At 50.6% G+C, this 17,025-nt stretch carries 14 protein-coding genes; 9 read left to right on the top strand and 5 right to left on the bottom strand.

Translation table 11 applies throughout. The features are described 5' to 3' along the window. Positions 1-12 precede the first annotated feature (12 nt). Genes GZZ87_RS00710 through GZZ87_RS00700 form a run of 3 tightly spaced genes read right to left on the bottom strand, consistent with a single transcriptional unit; the run spans position 13 to position 3,155 of the window. Complete coding sequence (locus GZZ87_RS00710) at positions 13-1,143, bottom strand: SPFH domain-containing protein (protein WP_162027078.1); 1,131 nt, start codon at positions 1,141-1,143, stop codon at positions 13-15. Positions 1,144-1,196: 53 nt separating this feature from the next. Next, positions 1,197-2,336 carry an SPFH domain-containing protein gene (locus GZZ87_RS00705; protein WP_162027077.1) on the bottom strand — a complete coding sequence of 380 codons (1,140 nt, stop codon included), beginning with the start codon at positions 2,334-2,336 and terminating at the stop codon, positions 1,197-1,199. Between the two features lie 18 nt (positions 2,337-2,354). After that, positions 2,355-3,155 (bottom strand): hypothetical protein, encoded by an 801-nt coding sequence (locus tag GZZ87_RS00700; protein ID WP_162027076.1) that lies wholly within the window; start codon positions 3,153-3,155, stop codon positions 2,355-2,357. 110 nt (positions 3,156-3,265) lie between these two features. On the opposite strand from GZZ87_RS00700, the gene queG reads away from it, so the two are divergent. The 6 genes from queG (at position 3,266) to GZZ87_RS00670 (ending at position 10,218) form a co-directional block, all read left to right on the top strand. Further along, positions 3,266-4,282 carry a tRNA epoxyqueuosine(34) reductase QueG gene (gene queG, locus GZZ87_RS00695; RefSeq protein WP_162027075.1) on the top strand — a complete coding sequence of 339 codons (1,017 nt, stop codon included), beginning with the start codon at positions 3,266-3,268 and terminating at the stop codon, positions 4,280-4,282. Between the two features lie 174 nt (positions 4,283-4,456). Next, entirely contained in the window at positions 4,457-5,260 is an 804-nt protein-coding gene (locus GZZ87_RS00690; protein ID WP_162027074.1) for a mechanosensitive ion channel domain-containing protein, read from the top strand. Between the two features lie 342 nt (positions 5,261-5,602). Next, positions 5,603-6,121, top strand: coding sequence for a hypothetical protein (locus tag GZZ87_RS00685; RefSeq protein WP_162027073.1), 519 nt, complete (start codon positions 5,603-5,605; stop codon positions 6,119-6,121). A gap of 102 nt (positions 6,122-6,223) precedes the next feature. Beyond that, the gene (locus GZZ87_RS00680; protein WP_162027072.1) at positions 6,224-7,735 is read left to right on the top strand and encodes an endonuclease/exonuclease/phosphatase family protein; all 1,512 of its coding nucleotides are present in this window, start codon (positions 6,224-6,226) and stop codon (positions 7,733-7,735) included. 68 nt (positions 7,736-7,803) lie between these two features. Further along, positions 7,804-9,342 (top strand): methionine--tRNA ligase, encoded by a 1,539-nt coding sequence (metG, locus tag GZZ87_RS00675; protein ID WP_162027071.1) that lies wholly within the window; start codon positions 7,804-7,806, stop codon positions 9,340-9,342. A gap of 243 nt (positions 9,343-9,585) precedes the next feature. Continuing rightward, a complete protein-coding gene (locus GZZ87_RS00670) occupies positions 9,586-10,218 on the top strand; it encodes a DUF3793 family protein (protein WP_162027070.1) in 633 nt (210 codons plus the stop codon). 76 nt (positions 10,219-10,294) lie between these two features. Here the strand turns inward: GZZ87_RS00670 and GZZ87_RS00665 are convergent, their stop codons facing one another. Then, entirely contained in the window at positions 10,295-10,489 is a 195-nt protein-coding gene (locus GZZ87_RS00665) for a 4Fe-4S binding protein (RefSeq protein WP_162027069.1), read from the bottom strand. 945 nt (positions 10,490-11,434) lie between these two features. Between GZZ87_RS00665 and GZZ87_RS00660 the strand changes: the two genes are divergently transcribed. The 3 genes from GZZ87_RS00660 (at position 11,435) to GZZ87_RS00650 (ending at position 15,868) form a co-directional block, all read left to right on the top strand. Next, the gene (locus tag GZZ87_RS00660; RefSeq protein ID WP_162027068.1) at positions 11,435-12,613 is read left to right on the top strand and encodes a PepSY-associated TM helix domain-containing protein; all 1,179 of its coding nucleotides are present in this window, start codon (positions 11,435-11,437) and stop codon (positions 12,611-12,613) included. 286 nt (positions 12,614-12,899) lie between these two features. Further along, on the top strand, positions 12,900-14,855 hold the full coding sequence (locus GZZ87_RS00655) for a TonB-dependent receptor (RefSeq protein WP_162027067.1): 1,956 nt from the start codon (positions 12,900-12,902) through the stop codon (positions 14,853-14,855). A 143-nt stretch (positions 14,856-14,998) separates the two neighbouring features. Continuing rightward, on the top strand, positions 14,999-15,868 hold the full coding sequence (locus GZZ87_RS00650; protein ID WP_162071421.1) for a hypothetical protein: 870 nt from the start codon (positions 14,999-15,001) through the stop codon (positions 15,866-15,868). A gap of 150 nt (positions 15,869-16,018) precedes the next feature. Here GZZ87_RS00650 and GZZ87_RS00645 read toward each other — a convergent pair whose 3' ends face one another. Next, positions 16,019-17,008 (bottom strand): AraC family transcriptional regulator, encoded by a 990-nt coding sequence (locus GZZ87_RS00645; protein ID WP_162027065.1) that lies wholly within the window; start codon positions 17,006-17,008, stop codon positions 16,019-16,021. Positions 17,009-17,025: the final 17 nt, after the last annotated feature.

Here is a 17,025-nt window from a genome sequence, read left to right as displayed (position 1 = left end):
TGTGAATTGAAACTACTCAGCGCTGGCGCCGACTTTTTCGAGGACGGCTTCGACGTCGAGGAAGTCGTTGCTCTGAGTGGAGACGGTGATCTCACCAAGCTGTAGTTGTTGCACGATCTCGAAGGCGACGAAGTTCTGGCCGCCTGGAGTGTTCAGCGCGGTGGCTTTGAGGCTTTCGCCTTCGGCGCTGGCTTCTTTTTCGAGGAGTGTGCCCTTGGCTTGTAACTCGGCTTTGTAGAGATCGGCATCGGCTTTGAGCTTTGCCGCTGTGAGGCGAGCGTCGGCGTTGATCTGTGCGATCTGTTTATCGGTCTCGGCTTTGACGGTGCGCTGTTTCGCTTTGAGTTCTTCTTCAATGACGCGCACTTTGGCCTCTGTTTCAGCGGCGATGCGGTTGGTCTCACCTTTTTTCTCTTCGGCGAGGGCGCGGGATTTATTGAGCTCTACGTCCTGGTCTGCGAGTTTCTTGTCGAGAATTTTACGCTCGTATGCAGGGTCGAAGTTGATGTCACGAATGAGGATTTCGATCAGCTCAATACTGTTGGAGGTCAGTTCAGTATCGAGTAGCACGGTCGCTTCGGTGACTTTCTTTCGGCGCACTTCCGGATCGTAAAATTGCTCGGTGCGCATGGTGCCGAAGGTGCCGCGGATGACTTGCTGCACTTGGTCGCGAACGATGCCTTTGTAGCGAGCTTGTGAGCCGAGCTCTTGGTAGAGTTGATGCACTTCGCCGGGCTTGATGCGGTATTTGACGGTGACGTCGAGGCGCACGGTGTAGCCATCCTTTGATTTAAGTTCGACTTGGCCAGGGCCGCCGACGGGGGCGGTGTCTAAATAGCTACGAGATGCGGATGAGAGGAAGCTGTAGATCTTACGTGTTTCCTGACGCTCTTGTTCTGTGGTGAATTCGGTGGTTTGCACGGTGGCGTCGAATACATTCCAAGTGTCGAGTAGGGGGAGGTTTCGGTGCCAGCCTGGGCCGAAGTCTTCCGGCACGACCCCTTTATCGCCGAGGAGGGCGTATTGCTGAGTGCGGACGCCGGTTTTACCGAGATCGATCTTGATGAAGAGAAATTGCGCGGCAAAAAATACGCCACCGACTGCAATTAGGATGATGATGGATAAAAATTTAATGAATTTCATGATGAAAAATGGGTGGTTCGATGTGTTCCGTCGTTGTGGATTCCTAGGACGGATTAGTTCGAGGTCGCTTTCTTTTTCTTGGCGACGGCACCTTCGTCTTTGTAGGAGAGGCGCTCTGTCTTATTTTCAATAGTGAAGGGCTGGCCTGTGATTTTCATATCCATCAGTCGGCCTGCGTAGGCGCGTTTGACTAGGTTGACGCCGCCGATGCCTTCGTAGGCTTGTGCCATTGCGGTGAGGGCTTCGCCCTCGGCTTGAGCGGTGACGAGGATCGCTTGGGCGTTTTTATCGCGTTGGTAGAAGTTTGCGTCGGCTCCGAGTTGAGTGTCGATCACGTAGGCTTCGGCGTTGCGGATGTCGCGCTCGGCGTTGGCGGTGGCTTCGACGAGCAGCTTTTGCATCTCACCATCGTAGGAGGCGAGAACGACTTCTTTTTTCTTGGTGGCTTCCACTTCGCGGAAGATTTGATTTTGGCGAGCGGCTTTGGCCTTGGAGACTTGCTCTTCGACTTCTTGGTCGGCCAGTTTTTTGGCACGAATACGTTCTTCGTATTCTTTATGGAAGCTGAATTTCTCGGCAATGACACTGGAGACTTCAATGCCGTAAGGTTTTAGCAACTCATTGAGCTCGACCATCGCAAGCTGTGCTTTTTGGTCGCGGACGCTGGCGTCGTAGAATTCCTCGGTGGTCATTTCGCCAAAGACGGAACGACAGACTGAGCGTGAGTAATCGCGCACCCACTTATATTTATAGGCGTCTTCGAGGCCAGAGGTGGTGACGACGGATTCGACCATATCGCGGCGGAGTTGATAGTTAATCGTGAGGTCGAGGAAGACATCGCTACCGTCGACGGTCTTAATACGTAGGTCGTCGCGACCGCTGCGTTGACCGCGGCCAGATTCGGAGACCATTTCGAGACGTTGAACTGTCATGTCGAGCAGGTGGAAGGTGCTGAGCAGGCCGTTGTAGATATTGGTGCCGGATTCTGCGATGACGGTGATGTCGCCTGTCACGTTGTTGACCTTGATGCCGACTTCGGTGCCTGAGACGCGTTGCACGCGAAAGGTGACTAGAAAGAAAATGGTGAGCGCGACTAGGGCGATCAGGGGCAGGACGAGTTTGCCTTTTACGGTATTTAGCATGTTGAGCATCGGGCTACTGGGCCGTTGGAATTTATGGAGGTTGTCTTGCATGGTTTGAAGTGGAGCAGCTTATAGCTCGGGCAGTGTTTTCGCTGGTGCTTTTAGAATTTTGATGAAAATGAAGAATGCAATGATGAGAGCGCCGAAGAAGACGAGCGGGAAGGGGATGCGCGCTGTGACTGCTAAGAGCATTGCGGCGACTAGGATCCCCAGTGAGATCGAAAGTGCTTTGACTAGGCGGAGCTCGAACTCTTCTTTGATGGCTCCGGGAAACTGTCGGATGTAGTTATCATTGCGAGTATAAACGGTGCGTGGATAACGCAGCGGAGGTAAAGTCCATGCGTTTGTCATGCCGTCGAAATGGAGTGCTCCTTGTTTTTGGAGTGCTTGCAGGCGCTCCTCTGTGCGTTTGAAGGAGAGGCGAGAGTGTCCCGCGATGGCGCTGGTGCTGACAGGGGAAGGTAAATTTGCGGCTAGGTAGATGAGCTCGTGCTGCCAATTGGCTTGTGCCGGCCATGGGTCGTTGGTCGCGAGTAAGGCGAGCTCGGATTCGACAGTTGCCCGCACTTCGGGTGCGATGACGTTGAACGTATCCTCTGAGAGTGGTTCATTGGAGTAGATGCACTGTTTGGGAGCGAAGCGTTGCGGTTTCTTGTCTATGGATTCAGTGAATACATAGACCTGGAGTCTATTTTCATACGCTTTGCGGACGCGATTGCTGCTGAGTAGTCCATCAAGTGTGCGCTCAATACACTCTAGGCTGAGTGGCAGGTAGGGGAGTAGTTGTGCCGGATGAACCATGCCGCTTTGTGTGGCGGATAGTTGCTCGGCGAGGTTTTCGGTAACGACTGGCCAGATGGGATGACTCATGGCTCAATAGGTTTTAGGAGAAACCGCACGGCTGTCACTGTAAAACATACAAGGACTATGAGGCTTGATGGAGGCTCGACTCTTCGCGTTGAGCAGGCCATTGGTGATTTATGGGTGATTACGGTGCAGATATACGCGAGCGGATACAGGCAGAGGCGCAGGCCTTGGGCTTTCATTCGTTTGGTGTGACTGCGGTGCCCTTGGAATTGCGACGAGATTACTACACTCAGTGGATCGCGGATGGGAAGCATGGCACGATGTCGTGGATGGAGCGCAATAATGATCGGCGTCTGCATCCGGATCAGCTGCTGCCAGAGGCGCGTAGCATCATCGTTCTGGCGCTGAACTATTATCAGCCCAACCCGGATCGCCCGTATCGAATCGCGAAATACGCGTTGGGCGACGATTATCATAATTTTATGCTGCGCCGGTTGAAGCGGCTGTGTCGCGTTTTGCGTGAGGAATACGGCGGCAATCAACGCCCGTATGTGGATACGGGACCTTTGCTTGAAAAGCCAATCGCGGCATCGGCAGGGATTGGATGGCAAGGGAAGAGCACGATTTTAATTGAGCCGAAGCGTGGCACGTGGTCGTTTTTGGCAAATATCGTGACAGATCTTGAACTGCCAGCGGATGAGCCGGTGAAGGATCGTTGCGGCAGCTGTTCGCGCTGTATTGATATCTGTCCAACGCGCGCAATTACTGCGCCGTATCAGCTCGATGCGACGAAGTGTATCTCGTATCTTACGATCGAGCATGACGGGGCGATTCCAGTCGAGCTTCGTGAGGCTATTGGAGATCGGCTCTACGGCTGTGATGCATGCTTAGATGTGTGCCCATGGAATAAGTGGGCAACGCCGACGAATGAGGTGAAGTTTCAGGTGCGCGAACTGCCTGAGTTACGTGAGCTCTTGGCTTGGGATGAGGCGACATTTAGTGAGCGTATGATTGGCTCGCCGATTCGCCGCGTGAAGTTGCATCGTTTTCGGCGTAATATCTGTGTGGTGCTGGGAAATGTTGGAACTGTGGAGGATTTGCCCGCGTTGAGCGTGGTGGCAACCGCAGAGGATACGATGGTGGCAGAGCACGCGCAGTGGGCGATTGCTCAAATTCAGCGACGTTTGTAATCGGAAATCAGTTTATAGAGGTTCGTTTCTTAATCGTTCTGCGTGGTAAACGCAGTCAAATGGCCTTCTGATTTGCTTAATATGGGATTGTCACTTGTTTCTAGGGTATTCAGCTTAGTGCTGTATTTCTAACCTAACTAACCCGATTATATAATCACCGGAGATTCATCAATAATGGATAACATCATCACTAACATCACTAACCTTGGCATGCGATTGATCGCAGCCATCGTTATTCTCGTCGTCGGCATGTGGCTGGCTAAAAAGATTAAAGCATTATTTGCCCAGATGCTGACTAAGAAAGAGGTGGATGCCACGCTGATCGGTTTCTTCTCCAGTATGCTTTACGGTGCGATCGTCGTATTCGTCGCGATTGCTGCGATTGGTAAGCTCGGTGTTGAGACCACTTCGTTTGCTGCGGTGATTGCTGCGGCTGGTTTGGCAATTGGCTTGGCGCTTCAAGGCTCACTTTCAAACTTTGCTTCGGGTGTGTTGTTGATTCTGTTTAAGCCCTTTAAGGCTGGCAACGTCATCAAAGCTGGTGGCGAAATGGGCGTCGTGATTGAAGTCGGTCTGTTGACGACTGAGCTGAAGACTCCGGACAATATTAAGATCATTATGCCAAACTCGGCGATCATGGGTGGTTCAATCACTAATCTTTCTGCTCACCCGACACGTCGCGTCGATATGGTCGTTGGTGTCGGATATGGTGATGACTTGAACAAGGCGAAGCAGATCATGCTCGACTTGCTTGCTGCCGATGAGCGTGTGTTGAAAGACCCTGCGGTGCAGATTGAAGTCGCAAACCTCGGTGACAGTAGCGTCGATTTCGTGGTGCGCCCTTGGGTGAACTCTGCAGATTACTGGGGTGTGAAGTTCGACTTCACTAAAGCGGTCAAAGAGGCGTTTGATGCACAAGGCATCAGCATCCCTTACCCGCAGCAAGACGTGCACATGTTCCAAGAGAACGCCTCGTAAGTTTTTTGCTTTTCGATTTTCAAAAACCGCCGGAGCGATCCGGCGGTTTTTTTTGGTTCATCGTCAAGGACGGGGAACGATTGTGCCATAAAGCAGAAAGATTGTAGCGAACTCGCGCTAGCGAGGTCGACCGCGGCAAGGTGCCCCGTCCAACAGTAGACGCGACTAGCGTCGCATCGCTACAGCCGATTTCTTCAGAGAAATCGTAGCGAGCTCCATCACTCTCCATGCGTGCGCTTCTCACTGAAAGTGACGATTAACATTTTTTATGCGTGGGCGACTCGTGCTGTTGGGTTCTCCTTAGTGTTGCAGATGTCCTTCGATACACCTACAACTCGTGGCATGAAAAGTTTTGAAGCGTTTAAGACCTCTCGTGAGAAGATGGATCCGAGCACTCGTAAGATGTCGGACCATCAGTGGCAGCAGGCCTATGCCGCTTATTGTAACGCACGTGGAAATCCGCGTGGTGGGCGCTCATCGGGTTCGAAGAGCGGCAGTTCACGCAGGCGCAGTTCAACGAAGTCGAGCTCCCAAGGGATGCACACGCCGTCGGCGGTCTCTGCTTCAGGTGCATTGCGCGCACAAGTTCGTGCCGAGTCTGCCTATGCCGATCAGCGCTTACTAGTGAATGTCCTCTCTTGGGTGATCTTGGCGGCGATCATGATTGTTGCGCTCTTACAGGCGATTATGCTGCCTGTGCCAGCAGCTGCTGGAGCGGTCTTACTGTTTGGTGGGATTCAAGCGTTGGCAGTGATTATTCTGCGGATGATCGTGCATGTGATTATCGATATTCCAGATGTGGCGTTGTATTGCGCATGTGATGCTCAGAAGGCGGTTGCTGAGACTGCGGGCGAATCATAGGCAATCACTGCTTTGTGACTTTTGCGATTCACTCTAATAATTGAGAGTGAGGCGCGTTGCTCGCTTGTCTACGGTCGGAATTTGATTCATTGGTTTACGCTTATGAATCAATTTCCTGCGTCTGTTCGAGTGTTTCTAGCCATTATTGTATGCGGGCTCTGTGGATGTTCTGCTTCGGAGCGTGAATTCACTGTGGTCGCTTACAATGTAGAGAACCTATTCGATGTCGATGGGATCGCTATTTATAAGGACTACACGCAAGACGAACCCGACGATCCATTTACCTACGGGCGGCTTAAGTTGCTTACGAAGCTGCAAAATACGGCTGCGGTTCTGAAGACAGTCAACGCAGGTGCTGGTCCCGAGGTAATTCTTTTTCAAGAGTTGGAAGCAGACTTCACGCCGGAGAGCGGCGTGGCAGATCTCAATGTATTCCTCGAACAACACCGTGAGACGACTGTTGAGCAAATGCTGACGACGGGTTGGCAGCCTGAGTATGCAGGATTGCCTGCGCAAGCGTGGTTGTTGAAGGTGTTGAGCGATGCGGGACTCGTTGACTATTCAGTCGTCGTCGCTCCCGCGAAGGCGCAAGATGTTGGCATTGCACACACCAACGCGGTCTTTTCACGTTTTCCGATTCAGGAGGTTCAGCTCCATGAGCTGGAGCAGGCACGTGATATTTTTGAGGTGACGCTCGATGTCGAGGGGCACCCGCTCACCGTGTATGTCAATCACTGGAAGTCAGGTGCTTCCAGCCCGACTCGTGAGCCGATCCGCGCTCAAAATGCGACCGTGCTTCGCGGCTTAGTCGACGCACGCCTCGCAGCTGACCCGATGGCGGATATCATTATCGGCGGCGACCTCAACTCGCATTACAATCACTCGATTCTATATCCAGATGTCACGACTGGTATCAATGACGTGCTCGGCTCACAAGGTGATGAGTTGGCCATTCGCGAGCTCGGTGGCGTGGATCTGTATAACCTTTGGTTTGAATTGCCGCCAGAGCAGCGCTATTCTGAAGTTTGGAAGGGGAATCGTGGGACGCTGATGCATCTGCTCATCACGCGCGGCCTTTATGATCAATCGGGCGTTCGTTATGTCGATGGCAGTTTTGAAGTGTTGATGGTTCCAGGTCTGAATGCCGATCCTTTAGGGCGTCCCCTAGAATGGAATTTCGCCGGCGAGACGGGTGGCGGTGTCACGGATCATTTTCCTGTTGCTGCACGGTTTTCTGTGGGAAGTGGAGTGGCCGGCGAGTTTGTTGAATTAGAAACCCCGAGTGCGGGGGATGATGCTTTGGACTTTGAGATGCCCCTCGGCTATTTGCCGACGATGGATCTCCAGCTAGACGACGGTGCTTTTCTAGTCGATGTAGCAGATGCAGAGTTGGGGCCGTATGTCGGGCACCTGTATCAAGTGAACGCAATGGTGTTGAAGCTGCGGCCGATGACGATCGACGTCGGTGGCGATCAGTGGGCAGCCTATGCGCCGGATAAAGCGGTGTATGCACAACTGAAGGAGATCAAAGGAGCTGAGGCTCCGTCAGCGATGGTGGTTAAGCTCGGCATTTGGAAGGGCAAGCGGCAATTCGTTGTCGAAGGGCTGAAATAGTCGACTGACGATCTCCTTGCCTACGGACTTGCGCCCCTGTGGGAAATCAACCAACTTGCTCGGTTTCCATGAGCAAGAACTTCTACATCACCACCGCAATCGACTACGCAAACGGCGCGCCGCACCTTGGGCACGCCTACGAAAAAGTGCTGACGGACATCGTCGCGCGCTTCCGTCGTCTACAAGGAGACCAAGTGAAATTTGTCACAGGTCTCGACGAGCACGGCCAAAAGGTGCAGATGTCGGCTGAGAAGCAGAACATTGAGCCGCAGGCATTCTGCGATGGCCATGCCGAGAAATTTCAAGGTCTATGCGAACGCCTGCATATTACTAACGACGACTATATCCGCACCACCGAGCCACGTCATAAGAAGGTGGTCGCTGGCATTTTGCAGAAACTCTTCGATGAAGGTCAGATCTACAAGGCGGACTACAATGGCTACTACAGCCAACGCCAGGAGCAATTTGTCACTGAAAAAGAGAAGGTGGATGGCAAATGGCCTGAGATCTTTGGCGAAGTCGAGGAAGTCGTAGAGACCAACTATTTCTTCAAGCTCGCTCAGTATCAGGATTGGTTGATCGAAACGATTGAGACAAATCCTGAGATGATCTATCCGCGCTTCCGTAGTGCAGATGTGATGCAGTTCCTCAAGAAGGAGCCGCTGAACGATCTTTGCATCTCACGTCCGAAATCACGTCTAGAGTGGGGCATTGAGCTGCCATTCGACACGGAATATGTGACTTACGTGTGGTTCGATGCGTTGACCAACTATATTACGGCAGCTGGCTATGGCACCGACGAATTTGAGAAGAACTGGCCTGCGGATTACCATGTCATCGGTAAGGACATCCTCGTGCCACCGCACGCGGTTTACTGGCCGATCATGCTCAAGGCGCTCAATATTGAGCTACCTAAGCACTTCCTCGTCCACGGATGGTGGCTCAGTTCGGGCGCGAAAATGTCAAAGAGCACTGGCGAAGTCGTCGACCCACTTGATTTGATCGAGCAGTTTGGCACCGATGCATTCCGCTACTTCGTGACGCGTGAAATGAACGTCGGTCAAGACAGTGAGTTCTCAATCGATCTGTTTATGAGCCGCTACAACAGCGACCTCGCAAATGATCTCGGTAACCTCGTCAGCCGTTTGCTCAACATGGGCAGTCGTTACTCCGAAGGCAAAGTGCCTGCGGCATGTGTCGATGAGCAACCCGAGCAAGATCTGAAAGCACTGTGGGAAAAGACCCAAGGCGAACTCATTCCACTCTACGAAGGCTTCCAGTTTCACAAGGCATTGGATCGTATCTTCACGTTCATTTCCGGCATCAACAAATACGCCGAAACACGTGCGCCGTGGAAGCTCGCGAAGTCGGATGCGCCTGAGGATCAAGCGCGTTTGGCAACATCATTGGCATTCATGGCAGAGGCGCTACGCCTCGGAGTCGTGATGCTCACACCCGTCATGCCGGAAATTTCCGACAAGGTGCGCGTTCTCGTTGGAGCAGACAACTTCGACAGCCTCGAAGGCCAGCTAGAGTGGGGCAACACCCTCGAAGGCAAGGCGCTTGGCGAAAAGACGATTCTCTTCCCACGACCGGAAAAGAAATAGCACTCGCTGATTTTTAATTCAAACGGGCGATTCGCAAATGCGGATCGCCCGTTTTTTTGTGAGAGGACGTCGGCGACTTGCTTTAGCTGGTTGCCCGCCGTGGGGATAGGGGGGCGTTCATTCCAGTCGATCCGCCTGATACATTCGGCAGACTCATGCCAGGCAAGCAGGCGGACTGCGCATTTATTTTGATTTAGGCTTGCGTGGATCCAGTTTTCGATATTGAGACTCGGTATCAAATAGATGTCTTTACTTACAACACCTTCACTTTCTTCGGAATCCTTCACTAGTTGGAGGCGGGGTATTGCTGTCTTATCTCAGAGTCAGAAACGCTTTGACGAATGGTTCTTTTTGAATGCCTCGACGGTTTTACTGAGCGAAAAGACCGGAGAATTGTTATCGATTGATTTAAGTGAATTCTCGATGACGGAAACAGACGCGACGGCGAACCTTCAGCGTTTGAGCGAGATCTGGAGTGTGAGTTGCTCTGTGATGTATTTGAGCAATGGCTTTCTTAAGTTCGTAGTCTATCAGGCCGAGCGACTGCAGGCAGCTTTAGAGCAGGCGCCACATTGTGTGATGGTCGACAAACTCAACTATGCTGCTCCGCTTGAGGCTGGGGCTTTTATGGCTGAATTGCGGTTGCGATGGAATGCGACTGGTGAATTACCACATGAAATTGGTGTGGCTCTTGGCTATCCCCTAGAAGATGTATTCGGCTATATGGGGTTACTTCCAACCGCTTGTAAAGGGATGTGTGGTTGGCAAGTGTATGGCTGTTTGAAGAAGTCGACTGAGCTCAGTGGTCGTTTTAATAAAGCGCGTTGTGACGCATTGGTGATGCTGTCCAAGGTTGCTGGTAGTGCAGAGTTGTAGAAAGGCACCTACAAAAAAACCGCGCTGATTAAAGCGCGGTTTTGATTAAACTTAAATTCAGAAGCGATGAGTTGGGCTATTGGCCTTTGATAATCGCGTCCACTGGGCATTGAGGCACGCAGCGCACTGCACCCATGTTTGAGCAGTCGTTGCATTCGTCTGCATTGACGACGTAAGTGGCTTCAGATGCGTGTGCACTAATTGCATTACGTGGGCAAACGGGGCGGCAAGCGTCGCACATGACGCAGAGATCTGGTTTAATGAGATACATAATATATAATACGGTTAATGGTTAAATGAAGAGCTACTAATGTTTCTATGATATGCTCTTTTTGCAAGTGATATGATGTGCTTTGGAGTTGTAAGTCGCTGTTTATTAGTTGTTAATGGTTTATTTAGTGAGGATGTGACTCAGTCTCATTCAAGAGTTGAAGATTGAGTCTCATTAGCGATGTCTGTCGGGGGCTGGGCGGTTCGACCCGGTTCCGAGAACCTAGGCTACGAAAGACTTATTGGTAAGGATCAAACACTTTAGAAAACAGTATTAGACTCATGGGCATCTAGATTTGTGAAAAGTCTACGGATCTGCTAAAAATCACAATACGTGATGCGCAGTAGTATCGCAGGCACTCTTCATCCTAGATTCTGGAGTTAGAAGTTGGAGTCAGAAGTTAGTCCTTGGTAATGAATCCCTTACAATCGCGTTCGCTGGCGCCTACCGAGCGTAGCGATACTCAACCGAAGGGCGAAGCCATATGGCGAATCGAAGATTGTTTATAAAACACTGATATTCAGCTCCTAACTACTGCCTTCTAGCTTCTAACTACCCTTTTAAGGTTCATCGATCATCATCGACTGAGAGTATATGTCTGACTGTGAAAGCAAAAAAATGCACCTACCAGATAGTCTGATAGGTGCATCTTATTTTTGAGTTATTACACTTTAGCGTAAGATCAGCAGCCTTCACTGATGAACATTCAGAAGGATATGGTGGGCTTCTGTTTGATCGACTGCTGATCTTACGTGGAAAACTATAGCACATCTTTTGTTCGAATTTCTACCCAATGCCGGAGTGAAAATAGCCCATTTTTGTAATCGAGAGAATATGTTTGAGCTGCAGTTACGGGCAGATCAGGGATCACATCTTACGTTCTTTTGAGCGAAGTCATCGGCGGTTTTTTGCTGATTTTTAATGTGATTGAAGAGGGATTTGATAATGAAGGTTCAGGGGAGTCTATTTCGTAAAACAATATTTTGGGTGCACCTTGTGTGCGGCTTGGTCGCTGGAGTGGTCATCGCGATTATGTCTGCGACTGGGATCGCGATCGCTTTTGAAGAAGAGATCTTGGATTGGGTCGATCGCGAGGTGAGCCATGTTGAAGTGCCTGCGGAGGCCTCTCCGTTAGGCATTGCGGAGATGCTGGAAGTGCTAGAATTAGAGCGTCCCGAATTCGACGCGAACTATGTTGAAGTGCCTGCGGATGATGGGCGTGCGTTTGTCTTTCTGCATGGGCGTCATGAACGTTTATATGTAAACTCATATACTGGTGCCATCGGTGATTCGCGACGTGCGGGTGCGCATGATGTGATACATGAGATTGAGATGTGGCATCGCTTCCTGGCCTTTCATGGAGAGGATAATTATATTATCGGCCGGACGATTAACGGTGTATCGAACCTTGCGTTTCTAGGACTCTGTCTGACTGGGCTTTATCTTTGGTTTCCGAAGAAGCGGAGTGCGCGCGCAATTAAATCGATTCTACTTTTTAAGCGCGGGGCAAAGGGCAAGGCGCGTGACTACAATTGGCATAATGTATTTGGTTTTTGGAGTTTACCAGTATTGGTGATTTTAGCTGCCACTGCAGTAGTGATCTCTTTCGAGTGGGGGCATAAATTGGTCTTCACGCTTTCGGGAGAGGACGCTCCTGAAGTTAGGGACTTTCGTATGATGGCAGTCGCTCCCGCGGAAGTGCCAATGCCCGAAGAGGGCGCTGAACTTTTGAGCTATGAAGCGTCGCTAGTTGGAGCGCAGGTAGCCTTTCCTGATTGGGAGACGATTGGAATGCCTTTGACTACGGCGGCATCGGACGGCGAGCCGTTGGTGCCTTTGAAATTAGACGTCTATGTGCCGGACTATATGCCAAGTCGCGGCTGGATTCCTGTCGAGGTGGATCCGTATACCAGTGATGTGTTGCAAGCAGTCCGCTTACAAGATCGTAGCCCCGGGCTGCAGGCACGCGTGTGGGTGCGGTTTATCCATACCGGCGCCGCGTTTGGTTTCGTGGGAAAGGTGATCGCAACGATTGCGACAGCTGCATCGTTGTTTCTAGTCTATACCGGATTTTCGCTCAGCTATCGTCGGTTCTTGGGGAAAAAGCGCACTGTGCGATCGTAGGTATACTCGCGGGCATCATCTCTGTCTGAGGCCGGGGCTTTGCTTGTCCCAGACCATGAGCTTGTCGAATTGGTGAAGACCTCGAAAGACCTTAAGCTCACGGAGTTTTTCAACGTCTCTTGCCTTCGCGGTTCGCGCGAGCACGACCCCTACGAAGATTTCTGTATTGGGCTATTCTTCCTCCCCCATGGGGTAGTTATTTCATTCGCTGATTTGTTATTTTGGTGCGCTTACACGAGGCGAATCCGCTGTGTAACTTTATACAACACAACCAACCAACAAACAGATGAAAAACAAAACGATCCAATATCTCGCGAGCGCATGCTCTGCGGCGACCTTGCTGTCTAGCTCTTTGCTTGCGCAAGAGCCCGCGCAGAAAGACGTTGAGCTTGACGAGGTAACCTTGAAAGGAAATGAAGCTGAAACAATCGAGTATACACTCTCGAATTCGGTCTCTCGTGACTTTATTGAAACGAAGCAACCAGAGGATTTGGCTGCTCTGTTTGATCAGAGCTTGTCGGTCGACGTGAACGGCGGCAAAGCACAAGCACAGCAAATCTTTATTAACAATTTGGAATCGAACTTGGCCAATGTCTCCATTGATGGTGCCACACAAGCGACCAATTTGTATCATCATGCGTCTGCAGTCATGATTGAGCCTGAGTTGCTTAAGAGTGTCGAAGTCGTCTCTGGTGCTGGCTCTGCCCTTGATGGTGCGGGTGCCCTTGCTGGTGCGATCCGATTTGAAACAGTCAATGCATACGATCTTCTCAATGAGGGAGAGACATTTGGTGCTTTGTCCAAGGCCACTGGTTATTATAACGGTGATGGTTATAAATTATCACAGTCTGCTTACGGTGAGTTTGCCGAAGGGTGGGGAGCGCTGGTGAGTGGTTCCTATATGGATCGCGATGATTTTGAAGATGGCGATGGTGATACGATTGAGAACTCCGACTATGAGCGCACTAGTGCACTGGCTAAAGTGACGGGGCGTTTAGATGAGTCACAGACAGTCGAACTCAGCTACGAGTATATGGCTGAAGAATTCGATTCGTATGATCGTGTAAATATTAATAACGATGTGCTTGGTGGCACAGGGCGCCCATTGGGCCCCTTACAAGAGGTGAATACGGAGCGTAATACTGCGACACTTAGTTATGATGTCGCACCGGAAGACATAGAATGGCTCGATCTCGAAAATACCTTCTACTATACGAAGCAAGAGTTTGAGCGCACAGAAACCAATGCTGGCACAGAGGTCGAGACCTACGGTTTGGATATTCGCAATACCAGCGATTTCGAAATCGTAGCGATCACGTATGGTGTCGATTATCGTGAAGACGAGGCGAAGGTGTATGGCGATCCATACGGAGTCTCTGGCACCGAAGATACAGAAGTTTTTGGTTTATACACACAAGCAACGGTGCCAGTGACGGAGTATGCTGAAGTCTCATTCGGCGCTCGTTATGATGATTATGAATACGAAGATTTGTATGGAGACGACTTTGATTCGGATGAAGTGAGCCCAAATGTGAATGTATCTATATTCCCAATCGAGCACCTGACTCTGACTGCGGGGTATGCTGAGGCGTATCGTGGCGTGAGCACTCGTGAAGCGATCTTCGCAGGGGTGAACCCATACCCTGCAGGCACTGATGGTGAAGAAGCAGAAACCTGGAAGATTGGCTTTAACTACGATAACGGCTTCATCTACGCGGAGGGCTCTTACTTTGAGCAAGAGATCAATAACTACCTCTATCCGACAGGTTACGGATCATTTGGTGATGTTGAGAATGAAGGCTATGAAGTGAAGATCGGCGCACGCAAGAACGGCTACTATGGTTCGCTCGGTGTCGCGTATGCTGAGCCAGATGGTGGTGATAACGACTACGACGATGACTTAGGCATGGTCGTTGCAGGTCGTCGTTGGATTGGTGATTTCGGCTATGTGGCTAGTCGTCCAGATGGCAGCTTTTTCTGGCGCACTGGTTGGTTCGTCGAGTATCGAGAAAGTGTCGATGAAGAGGCGCTTGGGCGCTTCCCCGCGGTCGCAGGGAAAGACTCCTATGTGCTGCACAACTTTAATTTTAGCATTAAGCCATCTGCTTTTAAGGATCTGACCTTGGCGCTGAACGTCGACAATGTGTTCGATAAGGAGTATCAAGATCACACGATTTATACTGCATATGGTCTCAATAGCCCCGGTCGTGTGCTTCGTTTGAGCGCAAGCTACCAATTCTAAGTTATAGTATTCATTGTTGTTTGAAGCCGGGTGTGACGTGTTCACATCCGGCTTTTTTTGCTCCGTGATGGAGTGGAAATCATATTGATATATTTGTTAGAGTAGTGGCTCCTTAAATAGAACAATCAACCGATCAATCTGATATGAGAGACGAACTAAGTCACAGTATGAATAGCCTAGATATGAGAATGAAAGGTGTGGTGCCTCCTTTAGCGAGCCGCCATGTCCATTCATTTCAAACGACTCGTGACGGGCATATTCCTTTAGATCAGGAGTGGAGGCGCGTCTTGGAGCGTATGCGCTGGTTGTCGGGTTTCTTTGTGCAGGTCGATCATGCGCATGCACGTATGTCGATGTTCCTAAAGCGCAAAGATTATGATCGCTCACTATCCAATGCACTCAGATACAACGGATTGATCGTTGCCTCGGATTATGATGGGTGGGCAAATGCGCATGCGCGTATTACGACCTGCCAGTGCTGTGGATCGCAGGGCAACTTGAATTTTAAGAATCAATTCGGCTCCACGTTTATGCAGATGACACCTTCGAGCGAGACGTCCTTGATCGAATGGGCGACATTGGTGGATGGGATTACCTCCAAGATGTCTATGCCGATGAGTCTGATGGCGCCTGCTCGGGGTTTCTTACGCGGGCATGTGCGTGCGCATGGCGGCATTGATCTCGAACTTTGCGGACAAGCGTTTGCGGCATTACTAGATGAACTTGCGACGCAAAGTATACCATTAGAATTTACGATCTGTGCCGCGGAAGTGAATCTGCGTCAGAGCTACGTGATTGATGGACTACGTGAGTCAAATGGGGTGCTCGAGTGTATGGGTAAGCGGGCAAGTTTTAGTCTCTACCTGCCTGCGATCGCTACAGTTCATGCCATGTTTGAAGAAGGCCGTATGACTTTGTTGCTTGTCGATCAGGCGGATCGGGTGCTGTTTCGTGTGCGAGCGAAGCTAGGTGCTGGAGTGGATGACGTATTCCAGCGGGTGATCGGATTGTAGACGCTTTCTGCATAGGATGCATGGTGTCATAATCGTAATCTTATTCATAATCTTAATCTCTCACGTGTATCTTCGATGTCTACTATGGCAACGCTTCGATTATGATTATGATTAAGATTAGGAGTAAGAGGGAGCACGACCCCTACTTGTTTACGCGCCCCCCAATGTTTTTCTGTGCAAGCATTGGTAGGCTTTGGGCAGTAACCCGTGCTGGTTTTTGAAAGCGCGGGCAAAGTGACTGGCGTTGGTGTAGCCTACGTGGTTGGCGATTTCGATCACACTATCACGGTCTTTTTGTAACAATTCAGCAGCGAGGATCATTCGTTTCTCTCGTAGATAATTAAATACTGTTTTGTTGTGAATCAATTTGAAGGTGGTTTTGAGCTTATGCTCATTGACGCCGCCGAATGTGCACAGCTCTTCAAAGGAATATTCGTAGCAGGGATCGTTGTCGATGAGTGCGGTAATTTTCTGAATGGCTTCACGGTCTGCCAAGCTGATCCCAGGTGTTTGCGTTGAACTGGCAACACCTTGTTGGTCAAAGACAGCTGAGATCCATGCGAGGGCGTTGGCTTCTAGGCCGAGTCGGTTGCGTAATTGCGCGTGCCCGCTTTGGGTTAACTGGCTGCTGCACTGCAGGGCTTCGGTTTGCATCGCGGCGTTGTGGAGTTGGTTTCCATCTTTGTGGATCGCGTTGAGTTGCTGTTTGGCGTGCTGGTTGGGCAGCATGTCAAAATCGAGCAGTGCTTGTATGAACTGACGGTTACAGCGGATGAGTTCGATACAAACATCACTTGGAGAGGTGCGATCTATTTGCAGTTGCTCGCTTGAGTAGAGGAAGCACTGACCAGGCTCTAGCTTGATGATATCTTGGTTGTGGAGCTGTATTTTCGCCCACCCCTTTGATACGAAGCCGATGAGTAGGGGGCGGTTTTCAAATTTGAACTGCGGGGTGTTTAGACTGTCGACTGTCAGTTCTAGGCGGATGTAATCCATGCCCACTTTGATCGGGATACGCTCAGCGTTGCACTGTATTCCATGCTGATTGTAGCTCAGAGATTCCGAAGGATGGAACGGACAGGCAAGGCTGTCGGCGTCTTGTGTATCTAAGAATGCGATACCTGTTGAGGTGAGTTTCAAGGTGTGGTGGTAGAGTG

The sequence above is a fragment of the Lentimonas sp. CC4 genome (genome assembly GCF_902728235.1).
Taxonomy (GTDB): domain Bacteria; phylum Verrucomicrobiota; class Verrucomicrobiia; order Opitutales; family Coraliomargaritaceae; genus Lentimonas.
Note: the sequence above shows the minus strand (reverse complement) of the source record. Positions and strands in the feature narration are given on the sequence as shown.

What these genes read in the sequence shown, in the direction of transcription:
- GZZ87_RS00710 (WP_162027078.1), bottom strand. Translation starts at nt 1,143, where the DNA reads ATGAAATTCATTAAATTTTTATCCATCATCATCCTAATTGCAGTCGGT.
- GZZ87_RS00705 (WP_162027077.1), bottom strand. Translation starts at nt 2,336, where the DNA reads ATGCAAGACAACCTCCATAAATTCCAACGGCCCAGTAGCCCGATGCTC.
- GZZ87_RS00700 (WP_162027076.1), bottom strand. Translation starts at nt 3,155, where the DNA reads ATGAGTCATCCCATCTGGCCAGTCGTTACCGAAAACCTCGCCGAGCAA.
- queG (WP_162027075.1), top strand. Translation starts at nt 3,266, where the DNA reads ATGGGTGATTACGGTGCAGATATACGCGAGCGGATACAGGCAGAGGCG.
- GZZ87_RS00690 (WP_162027074.1), top strand. Translation starts at nt 4,457, where the DNA reads ATGGATAACATCATCACTAACATCACTAACCTTGGCATGCGATTGATC.
- GZZ87_RS00685 (WP_162027073.1), top strand. Translation starts at nt 5,603, where the DNA reads ATGAAAAGTTTTGAAGCGTTTAAGACCTCTCGTGAGAAGATGGATCCG.
- GZZ87_RS00680 (WP_162027072.1), top strand. Translation starts at nt 6,224, where the DNA reads ATGAATCAATTTCCTGCGTCTGTTCGAGTGTTTCTAGCCATTATTGTA.
- metG (WP_162027071.1), top strand. Translation starts at nt 7,804, where the DNA reads ATGAGCAAGAACTTCTACATCACCACCGCAATCGACTACGCAAACGGC.
- GZZ87_RS00670 (WP_162027070.1), top strand. Translation starts at nt 9,586, where the DNA reads ATGTCTTTACTTACAACACCTTCACTTTCTTCGGAATCCTTCACTAGT.
- GZZ87_RS00665 (WP_162027069.1), bottom strand. Translation starts at nt 10,489, where the DNA reads ATGTATCTCATTAAACCAGATCTCTGCGTCATGTGCGACGCTTGCCGC.
- GZZ87_RS00660 (WP_162027068.1), top strand. Translation starts at nt 11,435, where the DNA reads ATGAAGGTTCAGGGGAGTCTATTTCGTAAAACAATATTTTGGGTGCAC.
- GZZ87_RS00655 (WP_162027067.1), top strand. Translation starts at nt 12,900, where the DNA reads ATGAAAAACAAAACGATCCAATATCTCGCGAGCGCATGCTCTGCGGCG.
- GZZ87_RS00650 (WP_162071421.1), top strand. Translation starts at nt 14,999, where the DNA reads ATGAGAGACGAACTAAGTCACAGTATGAATAGCCTAGATATGAGAATG.